The following is a 12,468-nucleotide window of genomic DNA, read 5'->3' as shown; positions in this document are numbered from 1 at the left end:
CCCCCCCCCGGAGCTGTTTTCCGGGATGTTACTCACCGGGAGGTGCAATTCCTGCTGCGCCTCGGGCGGGGCACCGGGGAGGATCGGTGTAGTGAAAACAGCGGGGCAGGCATTTTCGGCACACCTGAAGGGATCGCCCGTCTCCGTCCCGGCTTGTGCGCGCCCAGCCAGGATCGGCCAGCATGGCCCGGCCCGCGGCAATCATGTCGCCGTAGCCCCCGTCAAGGGCTTTTTGGGCACCTCCGGGAGTGGTAATTCCGCCAATAGCGATCACGGGAATATTCAGGGCCTCTTTCACGGGCTTTGCCAGATGCAACAGGGGGTCGGCCAGTTCCGGGTCCATCCCCGGAGCTTCCGAAGAGGGAGAGCGAGGCAGGCTTCCCCCGTGGGAGACGTGGATCATCTCCAGCCCCTGTCGGGCAAGTTCTCGCGCTGCGGCCACCCCCTGGGAAAGCGTCAGAAACGGACCGTCACCGGGATCGGCCTCGGCAACGCCCAGGCGGCAGGAGACCAGGGCATCATCTCCGGCGGTGGCGCGAAGGTTCGCCAGGACTTCTCCCAGGAAGCGGAGCCTGCCATCGGGGGATCCTCCCCAGGCGTCGGTGCGACGGTTTGTCCGGGGCGAGAGAAACTGGGAGCCCAGGAACCCGTGGGCCCCGTGAACCTCCAGGACCTCGAAGCCCGCCTCCAGAGCCCGTTCCGAGGCTTTCCTGAAATCTTCCAGGATACGGTGGATCTCTTCTTCGTCCAGGGTGCGAAGATCCTCCCGGCCGTCCACCGGCGAGGGAGCCACGGGGGTGGCACCCCAGGTTTTTTCGAGGTTTGTCCGCGCGCCTGCGTGGTGGAGCTGGATTCCCGGCAGAGCTCCGGCCTGGCGGATCGTCCTGGCCAGGCGGCGCATTCCCGGAATCTGGTGATCCGAAAAGAGCCCCAGCTGCGTTGCCGCCAGGCGCCCTTCGGGGCTCACCGCGGTGGCTTCCACAATCACCAGACCGCAGCCAGGAGCAGTCTCGCCGTAGTGGCGCAGATGAGCCTCCGTAACCACTCCTTCCTGGCCAGCCTTCCAGATAACCAGGGGTGGCATCACCAGACGGTTCTGTACGACCCGTCCCCGGGGAAGATCAAGAGAAGAGTGGATGCTGGTACCCGCCATGGAGCCTCCTGTTCTACAGATTCAGTGTCTGTATCGCTTCCAGGATTTCCTGGGCGTGGAGGGCTGTCTTTACCTTCTTGAAGATCTTTCTGACCTGGCCCTCCCGATCAATGATGAAGGTATAGCGCAGGATGCCCTGATATTTCTTGCCAAACATCGCCTTGGTACCCCAGGCGCCCCAGGGAATGATCACAGTTTTCTCCGGGTCTGCCAGGAGGGGAAAGGGCAGGTTGTGGGCTTCTGCGAAGGCCTGGTGGCTTTCCCGGGTGTCGGCGCTGATACCCAGCACCTGAATGCCCGCTGCCTGAAGGGCCTCCCAGTTATCGCGGAAGCTGCAGGCTTCCCTGGTGCATCCCGGAGTGGCGTCCTTGGGATAAAAATAGACCACCACGGGGGTTCCCCGGAATTGGGAAAGTGTTACGGGATTTCCCTGAGCGTCGGGAAGGGTAAAATCCGGTGCTGTCTGTCCTGTATCGATCATGATCTCTGTACTATACTGGGGATCGTGCGAATATTGGTAGTGGAAGATGATGCAAAAATTGCCCAGTATCTCCGCAAGGGGTTGGGCGAGGCAGGGTACCGGGTAGATCACCTGGAGTCGGCAGAACACGCCCTGGGGGCGGCCAGTCTCAACGAGTACGATGTCCTGGTGGTGGATTTGATGCTTCCCGGCAAGGACGGGCTCTGGCTGATCGGCGAGCTCCGGGGGCGAGGTGTGACCACGCCGATCCTCATTCTGAGCGCCCGCCAGACCGTGGATGACAGGGTGGCAGGGATTCGGGCCGGTGGGGACGATTATCTTACCAAGCCCTTCTCGTTCAGCGAGCTCCATGTGCGGGTGGAGGCTCTGATCAGGAGGTCGCGCATGGCAGGAGCGTCCAGCGGCGGTCAGGCAACCACCCTGAGTCAGGGCGACATCACCATGGACCTTCTTTCCCGGGATGTCTCCCGTCAGGGCCAGCCTCTGGATCTCCAGCCTCGGGAGTTCTCCCTCCTGGAGCTGTTTCTTCGTCATCCCGGTCAGGTTCTCACCAAGACCATGATCCTGGAGCACGTCTGGAGCTACGATTTTGATCCCCAGACCAACGTGGTGGATGTGCTGGTTTCCCGGCTCCGGGCCAAAGTTGACAGGGATTTTGATCCCAAGGTGATTCATACCGTGCGGGGCGTGGGCTACTCCTGCCGGCCCGCATCCGCAGGAGGAGGTCGCTCATGAGACATCTTTCGGCCCGGGTTCGGGTAACGCTCTTGTATACCCTGGTAACGGTGGTGGGCGTGGCGGGAATCTTCGGGTTCACCTTTTTTACGCTCTATCGGACACTCCAGCAAGACGATTTGCGGGATATGCAGAATCGCATGCTGGGCTATTGGGCCCAGTTTCAGACGGGGGGATTCGAGGCTCTGGAGGAGGATATTAACCGCGAAACCTTTCTGGTGGGAGAACGCCTGGCAGTGGTCCGGGTGGCGGACCGGTTAAATAATACCCTTCTTTTTTCCTGGCCCGATACCTGGGGTGGTTTTGAGGTAGGGCGTCTGGAGGTTCTGCCCCTGGATGCCCGGACGATCTACACCCTCCAGTCACCGAACCACAACTACGAGCTTGACGTGGCGGGCATCTGGCTTTCCGATGACTATCACTTGCAGCTGGGGGTCTCCACGCGCAACCGGGTTCGGCTTCTGCGGGTTTTCGAGCGCAGTTTTCTGGGAATTGCCATCGCCGTGGCGGGTTTGGGGTTCCTGGTGGGGCTTTTTATCGCCGATCGAACGCTTCGTCCCATTGACCGGGTTACGGCCGTGGCGCGGCAGATTGTGGAGACCGGGAAGCTTGAAGGCCGGGTGGAGGAACGCGCCCGGGGGCGGGAGCTGGAGGATCTGGTGGGGGTGATCAACGCCATGCTCACCCGAATTGCACGGCTCGTTGATGGCCTTCGCAATACCGTTGACACCGTGGCCCACGATCTGAGGACGCCCCTGACGAGGCTCCGGGCCCGGGCGGAGCTGGCGTTGCGTGAAGGAGGCTCCGATCAGGCCGAGCAGGCTCTGGTGGAAACGGTGGAGCAGAGTGACGAGATTCTTCGTTTGGTGAATACCCTTCTGGATATAACCGAGGCTGAAAGCGGGGTGATGCCGCTGAAAAAGGAAGCTCTCTCGCTTCGGTCCCTGATCGACGATGTGGTTGATCTCTATGAACTGGCTGCCGAGGAGAGAGAGGTTTCTCTGGTGGCTGATTGTCCCGAAGATCTGATTGTTTCAGGTGATCCTGTGCGGTTGCGGCAGGTAGTGGCAAACCTGGTGGATAACGCTGTCAAGTATTGTCGCCGTCAGGGCGAGGTTCGAATCACCGGAACGGCGGATCCGGCGTCTCTGGTGGTGCGGTTGTGTGTGGCCGACACAGGGATTGGCCTGGCCAAAGAGGAGCTCGAGCGGGTCTGGGACCGGATGTACCGAGGCCCCGTCCAGCCCGAACAGACCGGTCTGGGGCTGGGCCTCAGCCTGGTCCGGGCTGTGGTAACTGCCCACGGGGGTCGGGTTCGGGCGGAATCGGACCGGGGCCGGGGGACCACCTTCACGGTGGAGCTCCCGACCCCGGAGCGCAGGAGATAGCCCCGGAGCTGCTTTGGGGCGCAGAATCTCCCCCGGGCTGTCTGGCTCAGGTGGCTGCCTGGTTCAGGTAGCTGGTTCCGGCGGCGGAGGAATAAGGCCCTGTTCCATCATCACCTCCGTGATGCGCCGGCTTCGGGTAATCCGGGTCAGGGCCATCTCCCGGAGCTCATCCTCCGATCGTGTCAGTCGGGCCAGCCCCTCTTTTTGCGCCGTGATCCCCACGGAGGCAGCGATATCACCAAAGAGATCCCACTCCTCCATGGTGGGCATGATCCGCTGGGGGCCATAGTCCCGGTGGTCTCGCGCGCGTCGGGCTATGGCTTCGGCGGCGGCGAAGCACATGCCGTCGCTGATCGTGGAGGCCCGTACGTCCAGGGCGCCCCGGAAGATTCCGGGGAAGCAGAGCGAGTTGTTCACCTGGTTGGGAAAGTCGCTGCGGCCCGTGGCAACCACGGCTGCGCCTGCTTCCTGGGCTTCCCAGGGCCAAATCTCCGGAACGGGGTTTGCCTCGGGAAAGACGATGGGCTTGTCGGCCATGGTGCGCACCCATTCGGGAAGAATTACCCCCGGTCCCGGCTGGGAGAGGGCGATCACCACATCGGCCCCTTCCATGGCCTGGGGAGTTCCGCCAGTGCGTCTCTCGCGGTTGGTCATCTCGGCGAGTTCCCACTTCTCGGGATACTCCAGGCGATTCTCCTTGAGATCGCTCCGGTCCGGGGTGAGAATGCCGTGGCGGTCGTTCATGGTGCAGCGACCGGGGTCTGCGCCCCGTCCGAAGATAAGGCGGGCGCAGGCTACGTTGGCTGCCCCCGCACCGATGAAGGCGATTCGCACGTCTTCGATCTTCTTTCCCACCAGGTCCAGGGCGTTGAGCAGGCCTGCCAGGGTAACCGTAGCTGTTCCCTGCTGGTCGTCGTGCCAGACGGGAATCTCCGCTTCTTTCCGCAGGGTGTCGAGGATGCGGAAACACTTGGGCTGGGCGATATCCTCCAGGTTGATGCCACCAAAGCTGGATTGCAGATTCAGAACCGTCTTGATAATGCTGTCCGGATCGGGGTCATTCAGCATGATGGGGACACTATCCACGCCTCCCAGATATTTGTAGAGCAGGGCTTTGCCCTCCATCACGGGGAATCCTGCCTTGGGGCCGATATCTCCGAGGCCCAGAACCCGGGAGCCATCGGATACAACTGCCACGGTGTTTCCCCGGCTGGTGAGTTCATCCACCAGGCCTGGTTCCCGGGCGATCGCCTGGCAGGCCTCAGCCACGCCTGGTGAATACCAGACCGAGAAATCATCCATACCGCGCACCACGCAGCGAGGAACGGTTTCCATCTTTCCAAGGTAGTGGCGGTGCCAGGGTACAGCGAGCTGGTCCCAGCGGTTTGCCTGGGCTTCCCGGTCTTCCCGGTCTTTCCGGTCTTCGCCGGGATTTTTAGTGTGAGCCATGGGATCCTCCATCGGTGAGAGTTATATCTGTCCAGATTTGGGCCTGGGGATGCTGCATTAAAACCCGCCCCGCCGGGGTCTCCCGGGGTGCCTGGACGATCCGGGTAATGATATCCCGTTTTTCTTCGCCCAGAACAAGAAAGATAAGGCGGCGGAAGGCCAGGAGGACTGGAGCCGTCAGGGAGACTCGCTCCACCCCCAGGCGGATTCCTGCCGCCAGAGCCAGAGGGGTTTCCTCCTCCAGAAAGCGAAGCGGTATCCGCCCAAGGCCGATCTCTTCAGGAGAGAGCAACGGGACCAGGGCGGGGTCGAAGAGACTTGCCGTATGACCGTCGCTGCCGATTCCCAGTATCCCCAGCTCAAAAGAGGAGCTGCCCCGGGCCAGATCGGCAATGTGGCGACTCAAGGTCAGGGCTGCCTCCTCCGGCGGGAGGTTCGGATCAGGGTGAAGGAGCTGAGGACGCGCCGGGCCCCACCGGGAGATCAGGGGGAAGATCGCCCCAACGTTGGACCTCTCATCGTTCCGGGGAACGTGGCGGTCATCGGAGAGGATAAAGCCTGTTGTCTCCAGCTCTCCCCGGGGAGATGCCTCAGCCAGGGCCGTGTAGATTTCCAGGGGTGTGGAACCCCCGGCCAGCATAATGACCTGCGGATTTTTGCGAACCAGGGCGCAGTGGAGTTCTGCCTGCAGCTCTGTCCTGGCCGATTCCTTTGTAGGAAAGGAGCGGATCCGCTCTTTTCGGAGAGGTCGCGTCCCGGGAGGCGTCGCTTCGGGAGCCTCCTCTCCGGGATAGGGGGTCTCGTCGGAGCGGAGAAAGATATGGGGAGCCTGACACCCGTAGGGGTATTCGGGGGGGCGCTTCAGGAGCCGTTCCCGCTCCTGAAGGTAGGGTGTAACCACCTCCCAGGCGGCAGCCAGTTCCTCTTGCTGAATAAAAAGCGATCGGTCTCCCCTTAGTACGTCCAGAAGCAACCGCTCGTAGGCTTCGGGGAGGGCCGTTGCGAACTCTTGCTGATAGAGCATATTCAGTCCCACGGGGGTAACGGTCATGTTCATCCCGGGAACCTTGTTGTTCAGCTGGAGCTCAATTTCCTCATCGGGCTGTATCCGGATCCGCAGGGTGTTTGTCGCCGCTCCTGGAAAAAAAGCAACGGGAAGATCACGGAAGCGAACAAGAATCTCGGTTTTTCGTTCTGCCAGAGCTTTTCCGGCGGTGATCTCGAAGGGAACGCCGTACCAGCGGGGCGTGTCTACGTGAAGGGTTGTCCGGACGAAGGTTTCAGTGATGGAATCTTCCGGGACGCCAGGTTCCTGCCGATACCCCTCATATTGCCCCACCAGGGTGGATGCAGCGTTCATGGGCCGGGTTGCTCGCAGAACCCGGTCCTTCTCCCGGGCTATCTCCCCGGGGGTGAGTCGAATGGGCTGCTCCATCGCCACCAGGGCCAGGGCCTGGAGGAGATGATTCTGGACCACGTCACGAATGATGCCGAAGCGGTCAAAATACCCGGCTCGCCCCTGGGTGCCGATATCTTCGGAAAAGCAGATCTCCACCGATTCGATGTGCTCCCGGTTCCAGAGCGGTTCCAGAATGCGGTTGCCGAAGCGAAGTGCCAGAAGATTCTGGATCGCCTCCTTTCCCAGGTAATGGTCGATTCGGTAGGTCTGGTTTTCGGAGAATATCTTGCCCAGCGCCCGGGTGAGTTCACTGCTGCTGGCGGTGTCACGGCCGAAGGGTTTCTCGATCACCACCCTGGACCAGGGACGTTCTTCCTCGTCGGCCAGTCCGGCTGCCCGGATGGAGCGGGCCGTATCAAGGAACACATCCGGTGGAATTGCCATGTAGAGGAGCAGGCCCGAGCGCGGGCCCGCGAGTCCCTCTATTCGCCGGCCCAGTGTCCGAAAATCGTCGGCCCTGGTATACTGGCCCTGGTGATAGTGGCACCGCTTGAGAAAGTGCCCCACGGCGAGGGCGCATTCGCCCGGTTCGGGCTGAAAGCGGGTGGTAAGGGTCTCGGCTACCTCCTGGCGGAAGCTTTCATCATCCAGAGGGGTTCTGGCAAAACCCACCACCCGGAACCGTTCCGGCAGAAAGCCGTTACAGAACAGGTGGAAAAGCGCCGGGATCAACTTCTTGCGCGCCAGGTCTCCCGAGGCGCCTATGATTACGATGCTCGTAGGTGTGGTTGGTCTATTCACAGCACCAATCATATCACGGGGTAGAGAGCGAGGTGAACCAATGTTATACAACCATCCCCGGATATACGATGAATTATACGACAATTTTACTGAGGATATTCCCTTCTACCAGGCTCTGGCCCGTGAGTCGACCGGTCCGGTCTGCGAGCTTGCCTGCGGGAGCGGCCGGGTCACGGTTCCCTTGGCGGCGGAGGGTATTCCTGTCACCGGGATCGATTTAAGCCCTCCCATGGTGGATGCTGCCCGTCTCCGTGCTGCCCGGGCCGGCCTCGGTCCGGAGAATCCCTCCTTTTGTGTGGGGGACATGAGCGATCCCCTGCCGGGGGCCTTCTCTCTGGTGATCGTTCCTTTGCATAGCCTCTCCCATCTCACGGGAACGGCCCGGGTTCGTCGGTGTCTGGAGAATATCCACCGAGGGCTCTCTCCGGGGGGGGTGCTGGCACTGGCAGTGCATAACCCTGATATGGAGCTTCTCGCCAGGGAACCCGAGGGGCTCTTCCCGGTGACCATGGCCGGTGAGGAGGTGCCGATCTTCGAGAGCAGCCGCTATGATGCGCTTGCGCAGGTTCTGTCGGTGCGATGGTGGGCCGAAGGAGAGGACACTCTGGAACCCTTCGATTTTTCCTTGCGGATGTTTTTCCCCGAGGAACTGGTGATTCTTCTGGAAGGAGCGGGGTTTCAGATACGGGAACGGTTTGGCTGGTACGACCGCAGCCCCCTCACTGGCGGGAGCGGGACCCAGATCGTAGTTGCTACCAGGGCATAACCGCTGCGTGGTCCCGGGCGTAGCCGCAGTAGCGGCGGGCGCTCTCGGGCAGATCCAGGAGCTCCTCATCCCGCAGGGTGCGGAGAACCCTGGCCGGGACGCCTCCCACGAGGGTGCCCTCCTGCACCACCATGCCGGGAGGAACCAGTGCACCGGCCGCCACCATCGACCGGGACTCAACGACCGCCCCGTCCAGGACGGTGGAGCCCATGCCGATCAAGGCCTCATCGTGGATGGTGCACCCGTGAAGGCAGACGCCGTGGCCCACGGTAACCCGGCATCCTATGGAGAGGGGATGGTCTTCGCGGGTCACGTGAAGAATGGATCCGTCCTGAATGTTGGTATCGCTGCCGATTCGCACCCAGTGAACGTCGCCCCGCACAACCGTGTTATACCAGAGGGAAACCCCCGGACCAAGAGTGACATCGCCGATGATGCGCACCCCGTCCAGAACGATAGCGCTCCGGTCGATGTGGGGATGTTTATCCCGGTAGGGTCGGATGGTTGTTCCGGTATGGGGGCTCACGGGGAATCCTCCTGAGAAAAGGTGCAACAGTTCCTGCACAGGCGGTTGAACCGCTCCAGCAGCTTCCAGCGCGCAATGGGGATGCCGTCTATGATGTCCCGGGGAATCCGGTAGGCCACCACATCGCTGGCGGCAACGTACTCCAGAGAATGTTCATCGGTCAAGGGAGAAGCAAAGGAGACCGCCGGACCACCCGGCGTGACCCGGTCGATGATACGGTCTCCGCAACGAACCTCGAGTTCTCCCGCAGCCACCAAAAGCATCGCCTGGTCCAGGCTCGCTGCCTCGCCGCGCGACAGATGGACCTCTTTCATGGTTCGGGCTATTTCATTCAATGTGACTCCCGATATGCGGTCCCCCAGAAGATCGGTCCGCATGAGAAATTGTTTTCGTTCCAGATAATCCCGTATGGAATGGCGGAGGTTGTTCTGTTCGATCACATGGAGGTACATGGCAGGACGAATTTCCAGGACGTAGATGAAACTGGCCGCGCGATAGGTCTGTTCCAGGCAGGTGTTGGTGAGGCAGTGGATCTCGCCGATCATGGACCCCGGGGTAAGAATATTGTTGGGTTGGTCCTCGGGTCCAAGAATCTCGACCAGCCCATCCAGCAGAAGATAGACCTGTTCGGGATGGTTTTCCTTGCGGTAGAGAACGGATCCGATACTCAAGGTTCGGGCGGGGCAATTGGCAAGCATTGCCAGATCGTGTTCGCAGGCACCGGGGAAATTATGGCGCAAGTGTTTTCTGATGCGCCGTTCGTCGGCGTTCTCCGAGGCCGGAATCAGGATGTCCTGCATCCCGAAGGATGTATCGGTGCCGATCTCTTTTTCCCGATCCGTCAGGGGCCCCGTTTTGTGGGCCAGGACGAGCCGTTCCGAGAGGTCATTCCGAAAGTCTTCGGCCTCGCCATGGATGAGCCCGCCCCCAATATCCAGTTTTTTCACGTTCACCGGGGTGAAGTATTCCCTCTTTACACGCTCGGCCAGGGTGGTTCCTTCGGGTGATGCTCCTTCCAGGAACGCCTCCAGCCGTTTCATGGAGCAGATATCGGCAAAATGGGCGTAGCTGCGGTAACCCTCTTCCCAGAGGGCTCGAAAGAACATGACCGTGGTTTCCACGGGGTGGGGCGAGAAGACCGGCCGGACCTCAAGGCCCCCGATAGAGTTCCATTCGCCCTCCCGAAGGTCGCAGGGTTCGAAGTAATCGCCGAACTGCTCCTCCGGGAAGGACATCAGGGCGGCCAGCTTTTTTGTGACCGAGGCACGGACCAGAGGCGTTGCATAGTAACGCAACCGGTGATCCGCCCGGACAAGCGAGGTGAGCCCTGCAAAATGATCGTCATGGGCGTGAGTATGAAATATACCGGCAATCTCGTTCACGCTGATTCCCAGGGCGTTCAGGGAGTGCAACACCCCGGGGCCGGCATCAATCAGGTAGATTTGCCTTTGGAAGGTGATGATGCTGGCCATGCAGGGGCGGCTGGGATCCCATCCGTCGCCCTCACCGGTATGGACCACAGAAAAATAAGCCGGCTTTATCTTGTGGGGGCTAAGAAGGTAGGGTGGTGTGTACTGATCCGACCGCCCCAGGTTTAGTGAAACCTCCAGAGATTCTCCGTTGCAGGAGACCCGGTAGGAATTCGTGTTCACCCGCTCTATTTCCACCCCCTCCACGATCGTTGTGGGCTCGTTTCGGATGACGCGAAAGTCGATCAGTTCCTCGGGGCTTTTGATCGTCCCGAAGGCGAAGAGCTTCTTGATACGCATATACTCGGCGGCGGTGTTGGCATCAAGCCCTGCAGCGATCATCTCGTCTTCCGATACAAGACCGTAATTTCCCCGGTAGATATACTCTCGCTGGGCCGCGACCTGCTCGGCCGTGCCCAGGATCAGCGGTTTTTGCCCCGTGTTATTGGGGTGCCCCTGGATGATCATTCCCTGGCGGTAGAGCATCTGCAATACGGGGAACTCCGAAAGGTTGGCAAACTCCCCGTTTTGTACGCTCACATCGGAGAGAAGAATCGCGTTTGGGCCTGATTCATAGGAAATTCCGCCTTCTTCCAGGGTGTTGATGAAGCCGCGTTGCATCAGGTGCTTCACAGTATCAGCAGGGCATCCGCAGAGGATGCGAAGATCATGCTCGGGTATCTCTATCCAGAAGACACCGCTGGAAACGCGTGTTTTTTTCAATGGCCGGCCCTCCATACTACAATGTATCCGGTCGGAGCCCGTTTTTCCACTTTTTGCACTTCCCGATATAGAGATATCGAGTTGTTGCCGCCGAGGCCCCCTTGGGGAGCAGGTGCCAGGCCGGATCGGGAGCCGGATCGGGGAGTTGGCTTGGGTCTATCCCCAGCCCAGGGAGAGCTCAAGGTGCTGCAGGGCGGAATCCTCCCGGAGCTCCCCCGGAAGAGAGGGAATCGCCCGGAGGGTTTCAAAAAGAGCCACGGCCTTGTCAAAGCGGCCCAGCTGACGGTAAGCGCAGGCCATGGCGTACATGGTGAGATAGTCCTCGTTATCGATCTCGTAGGCTTGCTTCAAAAGTCGGTAGGCCTCATGACCCCGGTTGGTCTTGCTCATGAGAACGCTCAGGTTACGCAGGACCGTGGCGTTCTGGGGGTTCAGCTCCCGCGCCCTCAGAAGAGCCTCTTCGGCATCGCGGTTCCGGTTCAGTCTGAGAAAGGTGCATCCCAGGGCCTCCCAGGCAAGATCGCTTTCCTGATCGCGGGTCAGGTAGAACTGGAGCGTCCTGAGAGCTTTCTCGTTGGCTCCGCTCTCGGTATAGGCAATGCCCAGGGCAAGGAGCGCCGGCAGGCTGTCGGGCTCTTCGGCCAGCACCTCGGTGAGGGTCTCTATGGCTTCCCCGTACTCCCCCGACCGAATGAGCGATTCCGATTCTTCGATCAGATTCTTCAGATCCATGAAATGAATGTACGGAGCCAGGGAAAAATCGTCAATCTTGTTCCCTGAAGCTCTCCTGTCCTATACTGGCTTTTCATGGTATCTATTGTTCTTATCGGCGATGAAATCCTCTCGGCCGAAGTACAGGAACGCAACCTGTACCCTCTTCTATCCGGGTTTGGCAGGATCGGCTACGAGGTCCGGGAAGTACGCATTGTTCCTGACACGATCGCCGCGATCGCCGGGGCCGTGCGCGATCTCTGGGCCCGTTCGGAGTACCTGATAACGGCAGGAGGTGTGGGGCCCACCCACGATGACATAACACTGGAGGCCCTTGCCGTTGCGTTCTCGGTTCCTCTGGAGGAGGACCCTGTGATGACGGCCTTTCTGAAAGAGCGCTATCAGGATCGCTTTTCTCCCACCGTGGCAAAAATGGCCCTGCTTCCCCAGGGATCGGAAGTGCTCGGCTGCGATCAAGGGTGGTGGCCGCTTATCCGGCGGGGCAATCTCTTTGTTCTTCCCGGTCTGCCCCGGGCTCTGGAGGACAAGATCGAGCGTCTGCTGGCGCTTCTGCCACCTCGAGACCGGCTGTGGACGGCAGAGATCTTTCTCCGGGCCGACGAGAGCCTCTTTGCCCGGTGGCTTGCGGCCCGACAGAGTCACTGCCCGGCTGTTACCATAGGGAGCTATCCCGTGGCAGAGAATCAGGATTATCGGGTTCGGCTGGTCCTCCGGGGACTCCTCCGGGATGATGTTCTCAAGGAAGCCCGGGAGATCGCCTGCTGGATGCAACAGCAGGGATGGCTTGTCCGAACGGGGGGGAGTGTCGGAGAGATCATGGTTGACGGTTTAGCTGACGGTATATAG

General features: G+C 60.6%; 11 protein-coding genes. 4 read left to right on the top strand and 7 right to left on the bottom strand.

Features of this window, described 5'->3' with window-relative positions:
• Positions 1-28: 28 nt before the first annotated feature.
• Complete coding sequence (locus BW950_RS07105) at positions 29-1,153, bottom strand: oxidoreductase (protein WP_076488605.1); 1,125 nt, start codon at positions 1,151-1,153, stop codon at positions 29-31.
• A 13-nt stretch (positions 1,154-1,166) separates the two neighbouring features.
• Positions 1,167-1,634 (bottom strand): thioredoxin-dependent thiol peroxidase, encoded by a 468-nt coding sequence (bcp, locus tag BW950_RS07100; protein ID WP_076488604.1) that lies wholly within the window; start codon positions 1,632-1,634, stop codon positions 1,167-1,169.
• Positions 1,635-1,658: 24 nt separating this feature from the next.
• Here bcp and BW950_RS07095 point away from each other — a divergent pair, with 24 nt between their 5' ends.
• A complete protein-coding gene (locus BW950_RS07095; protein WP_076488603.1) occupies positions 1,659-2,369 on the top strand; it encodes a response regulator transcription factor in 711 nt (236 codons plus the stop codon).
• The gene (locus tag BW950_RS07090; RefSeq protein ID WP_076488602.1) at positions 2,366-3,757 is read left to right on the top strand and encodes a HAMP domain-containing sensor histidine kinase; all 1,392 of its coding nucleotides are present in this window, start codon (positions 2,366-2,368) and stop codon (positions 3,755-3,757) included. Before BW950_RS07095 ends, BW950_RS07090 begins: the two co-directional genes overlap by 4 nt.
• Positions 3,758-3,820: 63 nt before the next feature.
• On the opposite strand, the gene BW950_RS07085 is transcribed toward BW950_RS07090, so the two are convergent.
• Complete coding sequence (locus BW950_RS07085) at positions 3,821-5,206, bottom strand: NAD(P)-dependent malic enzyme (protein ID WP_200796800.1); 1,386 nt, start codon at positions 5,204-5,206, stop codon at positions 3,821-3,823.
• Positions 5,193-7,406, bottom strand: a complete 2,214-nt coding sequence (gene zwf, locus BW950_RS07080) for a glucose-6-phosphate dehydrogenase (RefSeq protein WP_159438751.1) — start codon at positions 7,404-7,406, stop codon at positions 5,193-5,195. Before zwf ends, BW950_RS07085 begins: the two co-directional genes overlap by 14 nt.
• Before the next feature lie 40 nt (positions 7,407-7,446).
• Between zwf and BW950_RS07075 the strand changes: the two genes are divergently transcribed.
• On the top strand, positions 7,447-8,172 hold the full coding sequence (locus tag BW950_RS07075) for a class I SAM-dependent methyltransferase (RefSeq protein WP_076488600.1): 726 nt from the start codon (positions 7,447-7,449) through the stop codon (positions 8,170-8,172).
• Here BW950_RS07075 and BW950_RS07070 read toward each other — a convergent pair.
• From BW950_RS07070 to BW950_RS07060, 3 genes are all read right to left on the bottom strand, one after another.
• On the bottom strand, positions 8,159-8,698 hold the full coding sequence (locus BW950_RS07070) for a gamma carbonic anhydrase family protein (protein ID WP_083943817.1): 540 nt from the start codon (positions 8,696-8,698) through the stop codon (positions 8,159-8,161). The two genes, BW950_RS07075 and BW950_RS07070, sit on opposite strands and share 14 nt — an antisense overlap.
• Entirely contained in the window at positions 8,695-10,890 is a 2,196-nt protein-coding gene (locus BW950_RS07065; protein WP_159438750.1) for a cyclic nucleotide-binding domain-containing protein, read from the bottom strand. The genes BW950_RS07070 and BW950_RS07065 overlap by 4 nt, the downstream gene beginning before the upstream one ends.
• A 156-nt stretch (positions 10,891-11,046) precedes the next feature.
• Positions 11,047-11,622 carry a tetratricopeptide repeat protein gene (locus BW950_RS07060; RefSeq protein ID WP_076488598.1) on the bottom strand — a complete coding sequence of 192 codons (576 nt, stop codon included), beginning with the start codon at positions 11,620-11,622 and terminating at the stop codon, positions 11,047-11,049.
• Between the two features lie 75 nt (positions 11,623-11,697).
• Here BW950_RS07060 and BW950_RS07055 point away from each other — a divergent pair, with 75 nt between their 5' ends.
• Positions 11,698-12,468: a competence/damage-inducible protein A gene (locus tag BW950_RS07055; protein ID WP_076488597.1), complete on the top strand. Its 771-nt coding sequence runs from the start codon at positions 11,698-11,700 to the stop codon at positions 12,466-12,468.

This window comes from Alkalispirochaeta americana (genome assembly GCF_900156105.1).
In the GTDB taxonomy this organism is placed as follows: domain Bacteria; phylum Spirochaetota; class Spirochaetia; order DSM-27196; family Alkalispirochaetaceae; genus Alkalispirochaeta; species Alkalispirochaeta americana.
The sequence above is the reverse complement of the archived record's forward strand: the minus strand, read 5'-3'. Positions and strand labels throughout refer to the sequence as shown.

Bases quoted from the DNA above. Each gene is read 5' to 3' on its own strand.
- BW950_RS07105 (WP_076488605.1), bottom strand. From the start codon at position 1,153: ATGGCGGGTACCAGCATCCACTCTTCTCTTGATCTTCCCCGGGGACGG.
- bcp (WP_076488604.1), bottom strand. From the start codon at position 1,634: ATGATCGATACAGGACAGACAGCACCGGATTTTACCCTTCCCGACGCT.
- BW950_RS07090 (WP_076488602.1), top strand. From the start codon at position 2,366: ATGAGACATCTTTCGGCCCGGGTTCGGGTAACGCTCTTGTATACCCTG.
- BW950_RS07085 (WP_200796800.1), bottom strand. From the start codon at position 5,206: ATGGCTCACACTAAAAATCCCGGCGAAGACCGGAAAGACCGGGAAGAC.
- BW950_RS07075 (WP_076488600.1), top strand. From the start codon at position 7,447: ATGTTATACAACCATCCCCGGATATACGATGAATTATACGACAATTTT.
- BW950_RS07060 (WP_076488598.1), bottom strand. From the start codon at position 11,622: ATGGATCTGAAGAATCTGATCGAAGAATCGGAATCGCTCATTCGGTCG.
- BW950_RS07055 (WP_076488597.1), top strand. From the start codon at position 11,698: ATGGTATCTATTGTTCTTATCGGCGATGAAATCCTCTCGGCCGAAGTA.